Raw genomic sequence first — 15,419 nt, 5'->3', positions numbered from 1 at the left:
GTGCGGCCGTGGGCCTCCGTCGGGTGAACGCCCTGCTCCCGGCCGCCTCGACCGCGCAGCGGTCCGCCTATCCTCGGCGATCGTGACCACGACCCCGACCAGCGTGGCGGACGCCGTCGCCCGCGCGGAGGAGGTGGCGCGGACCGTCGCGCTGCCCCTGGTGGAGCGGACCGACTCCGGGGTCTGGCCGGCCGAAGCGGTGCGCGCGCTGCAGGCCGCCGGGCTGGGTGGGCTGGCCGCGCCCCGGTCGGTGGGCGGCTCCGGGCTGGGCCTGCGCGGGGTGGAGGCGGTCTGCGAGGCGCTGGGCCGGGTGTGCGCGTCGACGGCGCTGTGCTTCGGCATGCACTGCGTGGCCACCGCCGTGCTGTCGGCCAAGCACACCGACCGGCAGCGGAGCGAGTTCCTCGACGCGATCGTGGCCGGTGAGCACCTCACCACCCTGGCCCTGTCCGAGCCGGGCACCGGAGCCCAGTTCTGGTTGCCGCAGACCCGGATGACCCGGGACGGCGAGGGCCTGCTGGTCGCGGGGGAGAAGTCGTTCGTGACCAACGGGGGCAGGGCCGACTCCTACGTCGTGAGCACCGTGGCGGCCGACCCCGGGGCCCCGGTGGGCGAGTTCTCCTGCGTCCTGGTGCCGGCGGACGCCGAGGGCGTGGCCTGGGGGCACGAGTGGACCGGCATCGGGATGCGCGGCAACTCCTCCCGGGGCATGCGGCTCGACGACGTCCGGCTGGCCCCCCAGCACCTGCTCGGCACCGAGGGCGACCAGATCTGGTACGTCTTCGAGGTCGTGGCGCCGTACTTCCTGATGGCCATGGCGGGCACCTACGTCGGCGTGGCCCAGGCGTCGCTCGACGAGGCCACCGCGCACCTGTCCCGCCGGGCGCACGCGCACACCGGCCGCCGGCTGGCGGGCGAGCCGCTGCTGCAGCACCGGCTCGGCGTCCTCTGGGCGCAGGTGGAGCGCACCCGCCGGCTGGTCCACTGGGCGGCCGAGGAGGCCGACGCCGGCGGACCCGCGGCGCTGCCGGGCCTGACGTCGGCGAAGGCCGAGGTGGCCCGGTGCGCCGTCGACGTGACCAACGAGGCCATGACCCTGGTCGGTGGCATCGGCTACCGGGACCGGTCCCCGCTGGAGCGTCACCTGCGCGACGCCCGGGCGGCCGACGTGATGAGCCCGACGACCGACATCCTGCGCACCTGGACCGGCCGGGCGGCGCTCGGCCTGCCGCTGCTGGGCGAGTGACCGGCCCCCCGGACGGCGCGGGCCGCTGGGTCCTGGTCGAGCCCTCCACCACCGACGTCGAGCTGCTCCGGGCGCTGCCCGGCATGGACCACGTCGCCCCCGGGGAGCTGGAGGTCCGCCTCGTCGACCCGCCCGAACCGGTCGACCTGGTGGTGATCGGCTCGCTGGCCGCCGCTCCGGTGGCGCTGGTGCAGCGCGCGCACCGGCTGGCGCCTGGGGCGGCCGTGGCCGTGCTGTCGACCACCCCGACGACGCTGCGGCGCGAGACGTCGTACGCCCCGGGGGTGCCGCTCGAGCTGCTGGTCGCTTCGCCCGGCGAGCCGGACCTGCCCGAGCGCCTGCGCGCCATCCGCCGGGCGGCCGTCGACCGGCGCCGGCACAGCGCCGTGCTGGCCGCAGTGGCCCGCCGGGCGGCCGGTGCGATCGAGGACGCCCCGCGCGGCCCGGCGGAGGTGGGCGGGGTGCTCGAGCACGCCCCCATCGCGGTGCTCGTCGTGGACCCCGCCGGGGCGCTGGTGGGCTGGAACCGCCGTGCCGAGGTCCTGTTCGAGCTCGTCCGCACGCCCACCGGCCGGCCGGTGGACACCGTGCTCCCGGGCGCCGCCGCCTTCCTGGCGCCGGTCCTCGCCGGGGCAACCTCGGGCAGCGAGCTCCCGGAGGCGACCCCGACGGCGGCCCACGTCCTCGTCGGCGGCCGCGTGGACGTGGAGCTGACCGCGGTCCGCAGCCAGACCGACGACGGCCGGCCCGTGGCGCTCCTCCTGGCGGTCGACGTGACCGCCCGTCGGGAGGCGGAGCGGGAGCGGGACCGGCTCGCCGGTCAGGTCAGCCTGCTCGCGCGGGTCTCGGAGTCGCTCGCCGGCTCCCTGGACGTCTCCGAATCGATCGCCCGGCTGGCCGAGGCGGTGGTCCCCGCGATGGCGGACTGGGCGAGCGTCCAGGTGCGCGAGGAGCACGACCGGCTCGCCGCCCACGTCGTCCGGCAGCGCGACCCGGCGCTGGCGCCCGTGGCCCGCCGGATCGAGGCGCTCGTGGCCGCGCGGGGTACGGGGAGCGGGCTCGGCCGGCGGGCGGCGGCCGGGGAGGCGGTCCTGCTGCCGGTCGTCGACGCCGGCACCCTGGTCGAGGAAGTGCCCGACGTCGAGCTGCGCGGTCTCGTGGAGCGCCTGGGTACGGCGAGCGCGCTGGCGGTGCCGGTGCCCGGGCGGTCCGGCATCCTGGGCTCGCTGCTGCTGGCCCGCGGGGCCGGTGCCGCGCCCTTCGGGGAGCGCGACCTGTCCCTGGCGAGGGAGATCGGCCGGCGGGCGGGCATCGCGCTCGACAACGCCCGGCTCTACGCCGGCCAGCGGCACCTGGCCACCGAGCTGCAGAACAGCCTGCTCACCGCCCCGCCGGACCTGCCCTTCGCCCGCGTCGCGGTGCGCTACGTCGCCGCGGCGCGGGAGGCCCAGGTGGGTGGCGACTGGTACGACGCCTTCCGCCGGCGCACCGGCGACCTGACGGTGGTCATCGGCGACGTCGTGGGACACGACACGCGGGCAGCGGCGGCCATGGGCCAGCTGCGGTCGCTCGTGCGCGGCATCGCCTACACCACCGCGGGCGCGCCCGACCAGGTGCTGACCGCGGTCGACGAGGCCGCCGAGGGGCTGGAGCTCGCGACGATGGCGACGGCGATCCTCGCCGAGCTGTCGCCGACGGGTGCCGGTGGCGGGGGCGGCGCACGGCTGCGCTGGTCCAACGCCGGGCACCCCCCACCGGTCCTCCTCGAACCCGACGGCACCGCCCGGTTGCTCACGTACCGCGCCGGGCGACCCGATCTGCTGCTGGGCGTCGACCCGGCCGCGCACCGGCGCACCGAGGAGACGACCCTGCCGCCCGGGTCGACACTCCTGCTGTTCACCGACGGTCTCGTCGAGGACCGCGGGCACACGCTCGACGACGGGCTGGAGCTGCTGCTCGCGACCGTCGGCCACCACGCCGGGGAGGAGCTGGAGGACCTGTGCGATGCCGTCCTCGCGCGGATGGTGCCCCGCGGTGGTCAGGACGACGTGGCCATCGTCGCCGTCCAGCCGGGCCCCTGAGCAGCGCCGCATCCCTGCCGGGCGTGTCGTGTCGTCGGCGTGTCGGGGGCGGGCGCGCCACCTGCGACGGGAGCCGCCCCGGCGAAACCAGACCGTCCGGATACCGGGGCTGACCAGGCATGATCACACCGAGTGACCCAATGGGCGGCTATCGTGCGGACCCGGGGTCGTACGGCTCCGCGACCGCCCTGCTCGTTCGTGCGTGACCAGCGGATTTGCCGGGAACCAACGCGACGGTGAGGCTCGCAGCGGGGGCGCGGTGCGTCCCCGCGAACCGAACGACCGCCGGCCGGAGCACGGTCGACGAACGAGACGATTGGGTTGCACCATGCCCCTGCCTGACCTGTCCCCGGAACAGCGGGCCGCCGCTCTCGAGAAGGCGGCCGCCGCCCGCAAGGCGCGCGCCGAGCTGCGCGAGCGACTCAAGAGCAAGGGCGCCACGGTCGGCGACGTCCTCAAGCAGGGCGAGACCGACGAAGTGATCGGCAAGATGCGGGTCTCCGCCGTCCTGGAATCCCTGCCCGGGGTCGGCAAGGCCCGGGCTGCGAAGATCATGGAACGCCTGGAGATCTCCCCCACGCGACGCGTGCGGGGGCTGGGCGCCAACCAGCGGCGGGCGCTGGAGGCCGAGTTCGGCGGCGAGAAGGTCGACGCCGAGCAGGTTCCCGCTGACGGCTCCGTCTGAGGAGGGGCCGCCGGCACCGCCGACGACCCCGGGCGAGGACGACGAGTGGCTGCAGCGACACCGGCACGGCTGACCGTGCTCTCCGGACCCTCCGGGGTCGGCAAGGGCACCGTGATAGCCGAGGTCCGGCGGCGGCACCCCGACGTGTGGGTGTCGGTGTCGGCCACCACTCGTCGTCCCCGGCCGGGTGAGGTCGACGGTGTGCATTACCACTTCGTCTCCGACGCGGAGTTCGACCGGCTGATCGCCGAGGACGGGCTGCTGGAGTGGGCCGAGTACGCGGGCAACCGCTACGGCACCCCGGTGGCGCCGGTCCGGGCCCAGCTGGCCACCGGGCGGCCGGCGTTGCTGGAGATCGAGCTGCAGGGTGCCCGGCAGGTGCGGGCGCGGGCGCCGGAGGCGCAGCTGGTCTTCCTGGCCCCGCCGTCGTGGGCCGAGCTGGTCAGCCGGCTGGCCGGTCGCGGGTCGGAGCCGGCCGCCGTGCAGGAGCGCCGGCTGGCCATCGCGCAGGCCGAGCTGGACTCCTCCGGGGAGTTCGACGTGGTGGTGGTCAACGACGACGTGGCCCGCGCCGCGGACGAGTTGGTAGGCTTGCTGACTGCGCCGTCACCCGGTCTCGTTCCGGGCAGCGGCGCCCACGAGTGAGCCCGCCGGTCAGCCGGCCCGCCCGCTCCCACGAAAACGATCGAGGAGACCCGTCCGACCGTGTCCGGAGTCGCACCCGCCCCCGAGGGCATCACCAACCCGCCGATCGACGAGCTGCTCGAGCGCACCAGCAGCAAGTACGGCCTGGTCATCTTCGCCGCCAAGCGCGCGCGCCAGATCAACGCCTACTACAGCCAGCTCTCCGAGGGCCTGCTGGAGTACGTCGGCCCGCTGGTCGACACCGCGCCCCAGGAGAAGCCGCTGTCCATCGCGCTCCGCGAGATCAACGAGGGGCTCCTGGCGCACACCGCCGGCGAGAACTGAGGAAGGACCCCCTCGCCCCCCACCACTCGCTCCGCTCGTGGTGGGGCCCTGCGAGGGGGCCGTTCCATCCCTTTCTGGTGACGCCCCCGGCCTGTGCCGGGGGCGTCGTCGTGCGTGGGGGAGGATGAGCGCATGAGCCGGATCGTGCTGGGTGTCAGCGGTGGCGTCGCCGCCTACAAGGCCGCGCTGCTGCTGCGCGCCCTCACCGAGGCCGGGCACGACGTGCGCGTCGTCCCCACCCCCGGCGCGCTGCACTTCGTCGGCGCGGCCACGTTCGAGGCGCTGTCGGGCAACCCGGTCACCACCGACGTCTGGTCCGACGTCCCCGAGGTGGCGCACGTGCGGATCGGGCAGACTGCCGACCTCGTCGTCGTCGCCCCGGCCACCGCCGACCTGCTGGCCCGGGCCGCGGCGGGCCGGGCGGACGACCTGCTGACCGCGACGCTGCTCACCGCGCACTGCCCGGTGGTGTTCGTCCCGGCCATGCACACCGAGATGTGGCTGCACCCCGCCACGCAGGACAACGTGGCCACGCTGCGCCGCCGCGGAGCGGTGGTCCTGCCGCCCGCCGTCGGCCGGCTCACCGGACCGGACTCCGGCCCCGGCCGGCTGCCCGAGCCCGCCGACATCGCCGCGCTGGCCGCGGTCGTGCTCGACGGGGGCGCCGACGCGCTGCCGCAGGACCTCGCCGGCCGCCGGGTCGTCATCAGTGCCGGCGGCACCCGCGAGCCGCTGGACCCGGTGCGCTACCTGGGCAACCGGTCGTCGGGCAAGCAGGGCTGGGCCCTGGCGCGGGTCGCCGCCGCCCGCGGCGCGGAGGTCGTGCTGGTGGCCGCCAACGTGGAGCTGCCCGCGCCCTTCGGCGTCCGGGTGGTCCCGGTCGGGACGGCCGAGGAGCTGCGGACGGCCGTGCTGGCGGAGTCGGGCGCCGCCGACGTCGTGGTCATGAGCGCCGCGGTCGCCGACTTCCGGCCGGCCGGCGTCGCCGCCACCAAGCTGAAGAAGGGCGCGGCCAGCGAGCCGAGCGCCGTCGAGCTCGTCCGGAACCCCGACGTCCTGGCCGAGCTGGTCGCCGAACGCGCGCCGGGCCGGCTCGTGGTCGGCTTCGCCGCCGAGACCGGTGACGACGACGGCGACGTGCTCACCCACGCCCGCGCGAAGCTCGCCCGCAAGGGCTGCGACCTGCTCGTGGTCAACGACGTGTCGGCCGGCCAGGTCTTCGGCCGGTCCGAGAACGCCGTCGTGGTGCTCGCGGCCGACGGTTCCGCGACCGAGGTGCCGCGGGGCAGCAAGGACGCCGTGGCCGCCGGCATCTGGACCGTGGCGGCAGCCCGGCTGACGGGCCGCTGACCCGTCCGGTGGGCCCAGCACGGCCCGGAGCTCGCCCTGGGGGCCCATCGCGGCCCGGCGACGAGGCTCAGCCCACGAACCAGGGAGCGGCCCCCAGGGCGAGGTAGCAGACCGGGACCAGCGCTGTCGGCACGAGCGCGTTCCAGCGACGCCGGACCTGCTGCGCCCCGTCGCCCGCAGCGGGGGGCAGCGGTGAGGTGACCAGGTCGTCGGTCGCCAGCTCCCGGTACTCGAGCCAGGCCAGGACCACGACCACGCCGAACAACCCGACGGCCACCACGGCCGCCGGCACGGGCAGGACCGACGACGTCACGAACCGGCCGGACACCGCCGAGCCCAGCGAGGCCAGCACGACGAGGGCAACCACGGCGGGGCCGACCACCCACGTGTGGGTGATCAGCGGACGGACCAGTCGGGGGACGGCCAGCACCACGAGCAGGACCAGGGCGAGGCAGCCGACCTGGACGCCGTTCCAGGTCAGGACGCCACCCTCGGCCCAGGTCCGCGTGGCTGCCGTGCCCACGATCAGGGCGACGGCCTGCGCCGCGCCCAGCGCCGCGACCGTCCAGACCCCGGACACCCGCTCGGGCGAGCTCTCCGTGTCGATCTGCCGGGCGTAGGACGTCGGATCGCCGAACGCTTCGGCTGGCGTCTCGCCGCTCTCCGCGCAGTGCCGCTCCACCTCCGCCAGGCGTTCCCCGATCACCGGACCGGGGACGTCGCGCAGCCGCAGCTCGAGCACGAACGCGCCGCACCACTCCTGCTGAGCGAGGACGAAGGGACGCTGCCAGACCTCCTGGTGCGGCTCCTGGACGCGCGGGGTCTCGTTCACGATCTGCTCCTCGGGGTGATGGCGTCGGCGGCCGACAGGTGGTCGGTGACCCGGGCGGAGAAGCTCTGCCACCGGTCCTGGCCGTGCTCGAGCTCGCGGCGCCCGGCGTCGGTGAGCGTGAAGTACTTGCGTTCCGGCCCCCCGTCTCCCGTCCGCCAGGCCACGGTGACCAGCGAGTTCTTCTCCAGCCGGGCCAGCAGTGGGTACAGCGTGCCGCCCTTGACGTCCCCGAAACCGGCGGCCGCCAGCTCGCTGGCGATGGCGTAGCCGTAGGTCGGTCCGTCGGCCATGACGCGCAGCACGCACAGTTCCAGGACCCCGCGCAGCCACTCACTGGGCTGGGCGGGGCCGGTCATGACTCGATAGTGCCTCTACTCAGACGCTCTGTCTAGTCACCGTGCCGGGCGCGTTCTCCCGCCACCGCGCGTTCCCGTGCCCGACCCCACCCGTCCACGGGCGGGGCCGTCGGCACGTACGGTCGGGTCCAGGTCCTCCGCCCACTCGCCATGAGCGGCGGGCCCAGGCCCCGCCCCCGGTGGTTTCACGCGACCGGGGCGGGGCCGCCTCCTCGGCGGGGTCCGGCGCGGACCGGGTCGGGCTCCCGCACGGACGCGGGCGCACTGCGGCGCGGAGGCGCCGGCGCCGAGGCCCTGGCACGGGTCCACCCGCGCCGAGGGGCGCCCGGTCTCGCCCGGGTAACGTCCCTCCACGAGTCGTGGCACCGAGCGGCTCGCCGAATCGTGTCCCGCGACCCAGGAGTACCGACATGCCACGCCGTCTCTTCACGTCCGAGTCGGTGACCGAGGGCCACCCGGACAAGATCGCCGACCAGATCAGCGACTCGATCCTGGACGCGATGCTGGCGCAGGACCCGCGCAGCAGGGTCGCCGTCGAGACCCTCATCACCACCGGCCAGGTGCACATCGCCGGTGAGGTCACCACCGCCGGCTACGTCGACATCCCGGCCATCGTCCGCGAGACGGTCCTCCGCATCGGCTACGACTCCTCCCGCAAGGGCTTCGACGGCGCGTCGTGCGGCGTCAGCGTGTCGATCGGCGCCCAGTCGCCGGACATCGCCCAGGGCGTCGACACCGGGTACGAGTCGCGCACGGGCGGCAGCTCCGAGGACGACGCGATCGAGCGCCAGGGCGCCGGTGACCAGGGCCTGATGTTCGGCTACGCCACCGACGAGACCCCCGAGCTGATGCCGCTGCCGATCGCGCTCGCTCACCGGCTCTCCCGCCGGCTGTCCGCGGTGCGCAAGGACGGCTCGGTGCCCTACCTGCGGCCCGACGGCAAGACCCAGGTCACCGTCGTCTACGAGGACGACCGGCCGGTGGCGGTCGACACCGTGGTCGTCTCCTCGCAGCACGCCGAGGACATCTCGATCGAGACGCTGCTGACCCCCGACATCGAGGAGCTCGTCGTCGAGCCGGAGCTGGCCGCCCTCGGCCTGCCCACCACCGGCCACCGGCTGCTGGTGAACCCGACCGGCAAGTTCGTCATCGGCGGCCCGATGGGCGACGCCGGCCTGACCGGCCGCAAGATCATCGTCGACACCTACGGCGGCATGGCCCGCCACGGCGGCGGCGCCTTCTCCGGCAAGGACCCGTCGAAGGTGGACCGCTCGGCGGCCTACGCGATGCGCTGGGTGGCGAAGAACGTCGTCGCCGCCGGCCTCGCCCGCCGCTGCGAGGTGCAGGTCGCCTACGCCATCGGCGCCGCGCACCCGGTCGGCCTGTTCGTCGACACGCACGGCACCGGCACGGTCGCCGACGAGGTGCTGGAGAAGGCGATCACCTCGGTGTTCGATCTGCGCCCCGGCGCCATCGTCCGCGACCTGGACCTGCTGCGCCCCATCTACGGGCCGACCGCCGCCTACGGCCACTTCGGCCGCACCGACCTGGACCTGCCGTGGGAGCGGCTGGACCGCGTCGAGGCGCTGCGCTCGGCCGTGGGGGCCTGAGGCCCGAGCCCGCCCCCCGGCCCCGCCCGCCCGCCGCGGGGCCGGGGGAGGAGCGCGGTCCTGTCGGTGGGGCCGGGGACACTGGTCCGGTGCAGGTCGCCCGGGTCGTCGTCGACGTCCCGCTGGCCCACCTGGACCGGCCGTTCGACTACGCGGTCCCGGAGAAGTACGCCGACACGGTGCGGCCCGGCTGCCGGGTACGGGTCCGGTTCCACGGCCGGCTGGTCGACGGCGTGGTGTGGGAGCTGGCGGGCACCACCGAGTTCGCGGGCAGGTTGCAGCCGCTGTCGCACGTGCCCTCCGGGGAGCCGGTGCTCACCCCGCAGGTCGCCCGCCTGGTCCGCGCCGTCGCCGACCGGTACGCGGGCACCGCGAGCGACGTGCTCCGCCTGGCCCTGCCGCCGCGCCGGGGGGCCGCCGAGAAGCGCCCCTCGCCCACCCCCGAGGAGCTGCCCGCCCCGCCGGATGCGGTCGGCTTCGCCCGGTACCAGGCCGGCCCCGCGCTGCTGGGTGCCCTGGCCGAGGGGCGCCCGGCGCGCGCCGTCTGGACGGCGCTGCCCGGTGAGGACTGGCCCACCCGGATGGTCGAGCTCTGCCGCGCCGCGCTGTCGGGCCGACGCGGCGCCCTGGTCGTCGTGCCCGACGGCAAGGACCTGGACCGGCTGACGGCGGCGGCGGAGCGGCTGCTGCCGGAGCACTCGTTCACGGTGCTGCGGGCCGACGACGCGCCGGAGAAGCGCTACCGCCGCTTCCTCGCGGCCTCCCGCGGCGCCGCCCAGGTGGTGCTGGGCACCCGGGCGGCGATGTTCGCCCCCGTCCGCGACCTCGGTCTGGTGGTCGTGTGGGACGACGGCGACGACCTGCACTCCGAGGAGCGTGCCCCCTACCCGCACGCCCGCGACGTGCTGGTGCAGCGGGCCTGGCTGGACTCCTGCGCCGCGGTCGTCGCGGGGACCTCGCGCACCGCCGAGGCCGCGCTGCTGGTGGAGTCCGGCTGGGCGCACGAGCTGGTCGCCGACCGCGCGGTGCTGCGCGCCGCGGCTCCCCGGGTGCAGGCGCTCGGGGACGACTTCGAGCTGGCGCGCGACGCAGCGGCCCGCACCGCCCGGCTGCCCTCGCTGGCCTACGACGCGGCGCGCAGGGCGCTGGCCGCCGGCGCCCCGGTGCTGGTGCAGGTGCCCCGCCGCGGCTACGTCCCGTCGCTGTCCTGCGCGCGCTGCCGGGCGCCGGCACGGTGCGCCCACTGCGCCGGTCCGCTGGGCATCTCCCCGCGGCCGGGCCCCGACGGCACCCGGATCCCGGCCTGCCGCTGGTGCGCCCGCCCGGCCGCCACCTTCGACTGCCCGCACTGCCACGGCACGAAGCTGCGGGCCGCGGTGGTGGGGGAGTCGCGCACCGCCGAGGAGCTCGCGCGGGCGTTCGCGGGCACGACCGTGCGCACCTCCGGCAGCACCTCGGGCGTGCTCGCCACGGTGCCGGCCGGTCCGGCGCTGGTCGTGGCCACGCCCGGCGCCGAACCGGTGGCCCAGGACGGCTACGGCGCCGCGCTGCTGCTGGACTCGTGGGCGTTGCTCGGCCGGGCCGATCTGCGGGCGGGGGAGGAGACGCTGCGCCGCTGGATGAACGCCGCGGCGCTGGTGCGCCCGGCGCCGGCGGGCGGGCAGGTCGTCGTCGCCGCCGACGCCGCCCATCCGGTCGTGCAGGCGCTGGTGCGCTGGGACCCGGCGTGGCTGGCCGAACGCGAGCTCGCCGACCGCCGCGAGCTGGGCTTCCCCCCGGTGACCCGCATGGCATCGCTGTCCGCCTCGCCCGCGGCCCTCGCCGAGTTCCTCGCGGCGCTGCGGCTGCCCGAGGACGCCGACCTGCTGGGGCCCGTCCCCGAACGTCCCCGGCCCGGGCAGGAGGGCGAGCGGGAGCGCTACCTGGTGCGGGTGCCCCGCAGCTCCGGGGCGGCGCTGGCCTCCGCGCTGGCCGAGGTGCAGGGCGTCCGCAGCGCGAAGAAGGTGCCCGAGCACGTCCGCGTCCACCTGGACCCGCTCGACCTGGTGTGAGGTGCTGGGGACCGTCCTGGAGTAGTCCGGCGGCCCTACGACGTCGCCGTGCCCACCTTCCCGACGACGGCGCTGCACGTGGCCGCCGCCGTCCGGGCCGCGCTGGCCGAGGACCGTGCCGGGCTCCCGCCTACGATCGTCGGGTGAGCGTCACCCCCATCCGGTTGTTCGGCGACCCGGTGCTGCACCGGCCGGCCGCGCCGGTCGTCGACTTCGACGCCGAGCTCCGGCAGCTCGTCACCGACCTGACCGAGACCATGCAGGCGGCCGGGGGTGCCGGGCTCGCGGCGCCGCAGATCGGCGTCGGGCTGCGCGTGTTCACCTGGTACGTCGACGGCGAGGTGGGTCACCTGGTCAACCCGGACGTCGCTGCCGTGGGCGAGGAGGTGCAGGACGGCCCCGAGGGCTGCCTGTCCATCCCCGACCTGCGCTACGACTGCCGCCGGCACCTGCACGTGGTCGCCTCCGGCTGGAACATGCACGGCGACCCGGTGCGCGTCGAGGGCTCGGAGCTGCTGGCCCGGGCCATCCAGCACGAGACCGACCACCTCGACGGCGTCCTGTTCGTCGACCGGCTGTCCGAGGTCGACCGCGCCGCCGCGCTCGCCGAGATCCAGGCCGCCGAGTGGGCCGGCTACGGCAGCTACCTCCCCGTCGTGAAGGTGAGTCCGCACTGAAGCTCCTGTTCGCCGGCACCCCGGCACCCGCCGTCCCGTCCCTGGAGGCGCTGCTCGCCTCCGACCACGAGGTCGTCGCCGTCCTCACCCGCCCGGACGCCCGCTCGGGGCGAGGCCGCAAGGTCAGCCGCTCGCCGGTCGCCGAGCGGGCCGATGCCGCCGGCGTCCCGGTGCTCCAGCCACGGACCCCCCGGGACCCGGAGTTCCTCGAGCAGCTCGTGGAGCTCGGCGTCGACTGTGTGCCCGTCGTCGCCTACGGCGCCCTCGTGCCCCAGGCGGCGCTCGACGTGCCGCGGCACGGCTGGGTCAACCTGCACTTCTCGCTGCTCCCCGCGTGGCGGGGCGCCGCGCCGGTGCAGCACGCGATCATGGCCGGCGACGAGGTGACCGGGGCATCGACGTTCCTCCTGGAGGCGGGGCTGGACACCGGCCCGGTGTACGGCACCCTCACCGAGACGATCAGGCCGCGGGACACCGCCGGTGACCTGCTCGAGCGCCTGGCGGTCAGCGGCGCGGAGCTGCTCCTGGCGACCCTCGACGGCATCGCCGCCGGAGCACTGGAGGCCCGTCCGCAGCCGGCCGACGGCGTCAGCCTGGCCCCGAAGGTCGAGACCGCGGACGCCCGGGTCGACTGGGCGCTGCCCGCGCACGTGGTGGACCGGCGGATCCGGGGGGTGACGCCGGCGCCCGGTGCCTGGACGACGTGGCGCGGCGAGCGGCTGCGGCTCGGGCCCGTCACGCCGCTGCCCGACGGAGCCGCACTGGATCCCGGCGAGGTGCATGCCGAGGGCCGGGAGGTGCTCGTGGGTACCGGGAGCGGCCCGGTGCGGCTGGGCGACGTGCAGCCGGCGGGCAAGCGGATGTTCCCGGCGGCCGACTGGGCCCGCGGCGCCCGGCCGGCCCCCGGCGAGCGGCTGGGCGGCGAGTGACCCGCCCGGCGCGCGGCGGCGGTCAGGGGCGACGGCGGCACCCGGCCACCCGCCGCCCGGTGCTGGACGGCGCCCGGCTGACCGCCTACGACGTCCTGGACGCCGTCTCCTCGCGGAAGGCGTTCGCCAACCTGCTGCTGCCGCAGCTGCTGCGCGAGCGGCAGCTCGACCCGCGGGACGCCGGCTTCGCCACCCAGCTGGCCTACGGGACGCTGCGCGCGCAGGGGACGCTCGATGCGATCCTCTCCGGCCTCGTCTCCCGCCCGCTGGGCGAGCTGGACCCGCGGGTGCTGGACCTGCTCCGGCTGGGCGCCTACCAGCTGGTCGACCTCCGGGTGCCCTCGCACGCGGCCGTGGACACCACCGTCGACCTCACCCGGGCGATCGTGGGCGCGGGCGCCTCCGGGCTGGTCAACGCCGTGCTGCGGAAGGTCGCCGCGGGCGGTGATCGGGCCGCGTGGTTGGCGAGGCTGGCCCCCGAGGGCGACGAGCGACTGGCGCTGACGACCGACCACCCGCGGTGGATCGTCGACGCCTGGCGGGACGCGCTCGGCGACGAGGCGGAGCTGGAGCAGGCGCTGCTGGCCGACGACGCCGCCCCGGAGGTGCACCTGGTCGCCCGGCGCATGGCGCGGGAGGACCTCGCCGAGGAGTCCGGCGGCGAGCCGGGGCCGTGGTCGCCGTACGCGGTACGGCTGGGCGGGGGAGACCCCGGCCGCCTGGCGTCGGTGCGCTCGGGCCGCGCCGCGGTGCAGGACGAGGGCAGCCAGCTGGCCGCGCTGCTGCTCACCCGGGCACCGAGCGAGGGGCCGGAGAGCGCCTGGCTGGACATGTGCGCCGGGCCGGGCGGCAAGGCCGGGCTGCTCGCCGTCACCCGGCCGGAGGGCGTGCGGCTCACCGCGGCCGACCGCGCCCCGCACCGGGCCGAGCTGGTGCGCCAGGCGCTCTCCGGCGAGGACGACGTCGAGGTGGTGGCCGCCGACGGCCGCGAGCCGCCGTGGGCGCCGGGGAGCTTCGACCGGGTGCTGCTGGACGCGCCCTGCACCGGGCTCGGCGCGCTGCGCCGCCGGCCGGAGGTCCGCTGGCGGCGGACACCGGAGGACGTCCCGTCGCTGGTGGAGCTGCAGACCGAGTTGCTCGCCGCCGCGCTGGCGTCGGTGCGCCCGGGCGGCGTGCTGGCCTACGTGACGTGCTCGCCGCACACCGAGGAGACGGTGGCCGTCGTCGACACCGCCGCCGCCCGGGACGACGTCGAGGTGCTGCCGGTGGCGCCGCTGTTCCCCGAGATCCCCGGCATCGCACGCGGCGACTACGCGCAGCTGTGGCCGCACCGGCACGGCACGGACGCCATGTTCATGGCGCTGCTCCGCCGGACGCGCTGACGCCGGTGGCGCTAGGTTCCGGCGCGTGCCCTGGTTGCCGGAGACCTTCACCCACCCCCTGCGTGCCGAGCTGCCCACGGGGGAGCACCTGCGCCCGATGGGGGCGGCGGACACCGAGATCGACCACCCGGCGGTCATGGGATCGCGGGAGCGGCTGTGGTCGATCTACGGCGAGGCGTGGGGCTGGCCCCCGGCGCACATGACGGTCGAGGCCGATCGCGAGGACCTCGCGCACCACGAGCGCGAGATCGCCGCGCACGAGAGCTTTCTCTACGGGGTCTTCCCCGAGGACGAGGCCGAGCTGCTCGGCTGTGTCTACATCGACCCGCCCACCAAGACCGGCGACGTCGGGGCCGAGGTGTCGTGGTGGGTCGTCGACCGGCTCGTGGGCAGCGACGTCGAGCGCGCGCTGGACGAGTTCGTGCCCCGGTGGCTGGCCGAGGAGTGGCCGCTGCCCGCCCCTGCCCGCCTCGTCGGCCGGGACCTCACCTGGGCGGAGTGGAACGCGCTCCCTGTCCGCGACTGACGGCGGCCGGCGCCCGCGGCGGGGCCTCAGAAGGGTGGTGGGTCCTCCGCCGGTGGTGGCGGTGGTGGTTGAGGTGGTGCGGTGAGGACGCGGTAGCCGGGTGGTCGGCTGGTGCGGGTGACCCCGGTGGGGGTGATGACGGTGAGGACGCCGTCGTCGCTGAGGGTGTGGGTCCAGCCGGGGGCGAAGGTCTTGAGCCGGTGGTGGTGGCGGCACAGGCAGCACAGGTTCTCGCAGGCGGTGGCGCCGCGGTCGGCGTGCGGGATGACGTGGTCCAGATCGGCCCAGCCGGCGGGCACGGTGCAGCCGGGGTGCCGGCAGGTGCGGTCCCGCGTTGCGAGGAAGCGTTGCTGGGCGGCCGAGGGCCGGTAGCGGTCCACCGGACCCGGTGGGCCGAGCAGCGGGCAGCCGCGGGTGGCCAGCTTCTCCAGCTCGCGGCGGCCGGTGACCGCCCGCAGTCTTCCGGTGGCGTCGGTGAGCGCGATGGTCAGGCTGCCGGCGGGCGGGGCCTGCACGCCTGCGGCATCCAGGGCGGCGAGTAGTTCGCGCAGGTGGGCGGCGGTGATCGGTTCCCCGTCCACCTCCCCCACCGGCGCGGGCGTGCCGGGCCGGGTGAACGCGGCCGGCAGTGATGCACCAGAGGCGAGGAAACCCGCCGGGGTGAGCGCGGGCAGCGGCGCCACCACGGTCAGGTGCGCGGTCACCGCCGGCTGCTGCTGCCAGGG

The 15,419-nt window shown here is 76.2% G+C and carries 15 protein-coding genes; 12 read left to right on the top strand and 3 right to left on the bottom strand.

Annotated elements, in window-relative coordinates; genetic code table 11:
- The first annotated feature begins 82 nt into the window (after nt 1-82).
- The 6 genes from ACI799_RS11215 (at nt 83) to coaBC (ending at nt 6,331) form a co-directional block, all read left to right on the top strand.
- Complete coding sequence (locus ACI799_RS11215) at nt 83-1,246, top strand: acyl-CoA dehydrogenase family protein (protein ID WP_456588670.1); 1,164 nt, start codon at nt 83-85, stop codon at nt 1,244-1,246.
- On the top strand, nt 1,243-3,327 hold the full coding sequence (locus tag ACI799_RS11210; RefSeq protein ID WP_456599362.1) for a SpoIIE family protein phosphatase: 2,085 nt from the start codon (nt 1,243-1,245) through the stop codon (nt 3,325-3,327). Before ACI799_RS11215 ends, ACI799_RS11210 begins: the two co-directional genes overlap by 4 nt.
- Before the next feature lie 328 nt (nt 3,328-3,655).
- A complete protein-coding gene (mihF, locus tag ACI799_RS11205; RefSeq protein ID WP_456582244.1) occupies nt 3,656-4,012 on the top strand; it encodes an integration host factor, actinobacterial type in 357 nt (118 codons plus the stop codon).
- A gap of 45 nt (nt 4,013-4,057) precedes the next feature.
- A complete protein-coding gene (gmk, locus tag ACI799_RS11200; RefSeq protein WP_456613091.1) occupies nt 4,058-4,657 on the top strand; it encodes a guanylate kinase in 600 nt (199 codons plus the stop codon).
- A gap of 60 nt (nt 4,658-4,717) precedes the next feature.
- A complete protein-coding gene (gene rpoZ / locus ACI799_RS11195; protein WP_014376157.1) occupies nt 4,718-4,981 on the top strand; it encodes a DNA-directed RNA polymerase subunit omega in 264 nt (87 codons plus the stop codon).
- A gap of 132 nt (nt 4,982-5,113) precedes the next feature.
- Nucleotides 5,114-6,331, top strand: coding sequence for a bifunctional phosphopantothenoylcysteine decarboxylase/phosphopantothenate--cysteine ligase CoaBC (coaBC, locus tag ACI799_RS11190; RefSeq protein ID WP_456613090.1), 1,218 nt, complete (start codon nt 5,114-5,116; stop codon nt 6,329-6,331).
- A 67-nt stretch (nt 6,332-6,398) separates the two neighbouring features.
- On the opposite strand, the gene ACI799_RS11185 is transcribed toward coaBC, so the two are convergent.
- Together ACI799_RS11185 and ACI799_RS11180 are read right to left on the bottom strand one after the other, a co-directional pair.
- Complete coding sequence (locus ACI799_RS11185; RefSeq protein ID WP_456599365.1) at nt 6,399-7,163, bottom strand: hypothetical protein; 765 nt, start codon at nt 7,161-7,163, stop codon at nt 6,399-6,401.
- Nucleotides 7,160-7,519, bottom strand: coding sequence for a PadR family transcriptional regulator (locus ACI799_RS11180; RefSeq protein WP_456599366.1), 360 nt, complete (start codon nt 7,517-7,519; stop codon nt 7,160-7,162). The genes ACI799_RS11185 and ACI799_RS11180 overlap by 4 nt, the downstream gene beginning before the upstream one ends.
- Nucleotides 7,520-7,929: 410 nt before the next feature.
- Between ACI799_RS11180 and metK the strand changes: the two genes are divergently transcribed.
- From metK to ACI799_RS11150, 6 genes are all read left to right on the top strand, one after another.
- On the top strand, nt 7,930-9,129 hold the full coding sequence (metK, locus tag ACI799_RS11175) for a methionine adenosyltransferase (RefSeq protein WP_456588676.1): 1,200 nt from the start codon (nt 7,930-7,932) through the stop codon (nt 9,127-9,129).
- A gap of 89 nt (nt 9,130-9,218) precedes the next feature.
- Entirely contained in the window at nt 9,219-11,180 is a 1,962-nt protein-coding gene (locus ACI799_RS11170; RefSeq protein ID WP_456613089.1) for a primosomal protein N', read from the top strand.
- A 143-nt stretch (nt 11,181-11,323) separates the two neighbouring features.
- Nucleotides 11,324-11,857, top strand: coding sequence for a peptide deformylase (def, locus tag ACI799_RS11165; RefSeq protein WP_456597758.1), 534 nt, complete (start codon nt 11,324-11,326; stop codon nt 11,855-11,857).
- A complete protein-coding gene (gene fmt / locus ACI799_RS11160; protein WP_456599368.1) occupies nt 11,806-12,786 on the top strand; it encodes a methionyl-tRNA formyltransferase in 981 nt (326 codons plus the stop codon). Before def ends, fmt begins: the two co-directional genes overlap by 52 nt.
- Nucleotides 12,783-14,168, top strand: coding sequence for an RsmB/NOP family class I SAM-dependent RNA methyltransferase (locus ACI799_RS11155; RefSeq protein ID WP_456599369.1), 1,386 nt, complete (start codon nt 12,783-12,785; stop codon nt 14,166-14,168). Before fmt ends, ACI799_RS11155 begins: the two co-directional genes overlap by 4 nt.
- Nucleotides 14,169-14,193: 25 nt before the next feature.
- Nucleotides 14,194-14,694: a hypothetical protein gene (locus tag ACI799_RS11150; protein WP_456613088.1), complete on the top strand. Its 501-nt coding sequence runs from the start codon at nt 14,194-14,196 to the stop codon at nt 14,692-14,694.
- A 26-nt stretch (nt 14,695-14,720) separates the two neighbouring features.
- Here the strand turns inward: ACI799_RS11150 and ACI799_RS11145 are convergent.
- On the bottom strand, nt 14,721-15,419 hold a 699-nt coding region (locus tag ACI799_RS11145; protein ID WP_456613087.1), incomplete at its 5' end, for an HNH endonuclease signature motif containing protein.

The sequence above is a fragment of the Blastococcus sp. SYSU DS0753 genome (assembly GCF_054051175.1).
This window is presented reverse-complemented; position numbering and strand designations above follow the sequence as displayed.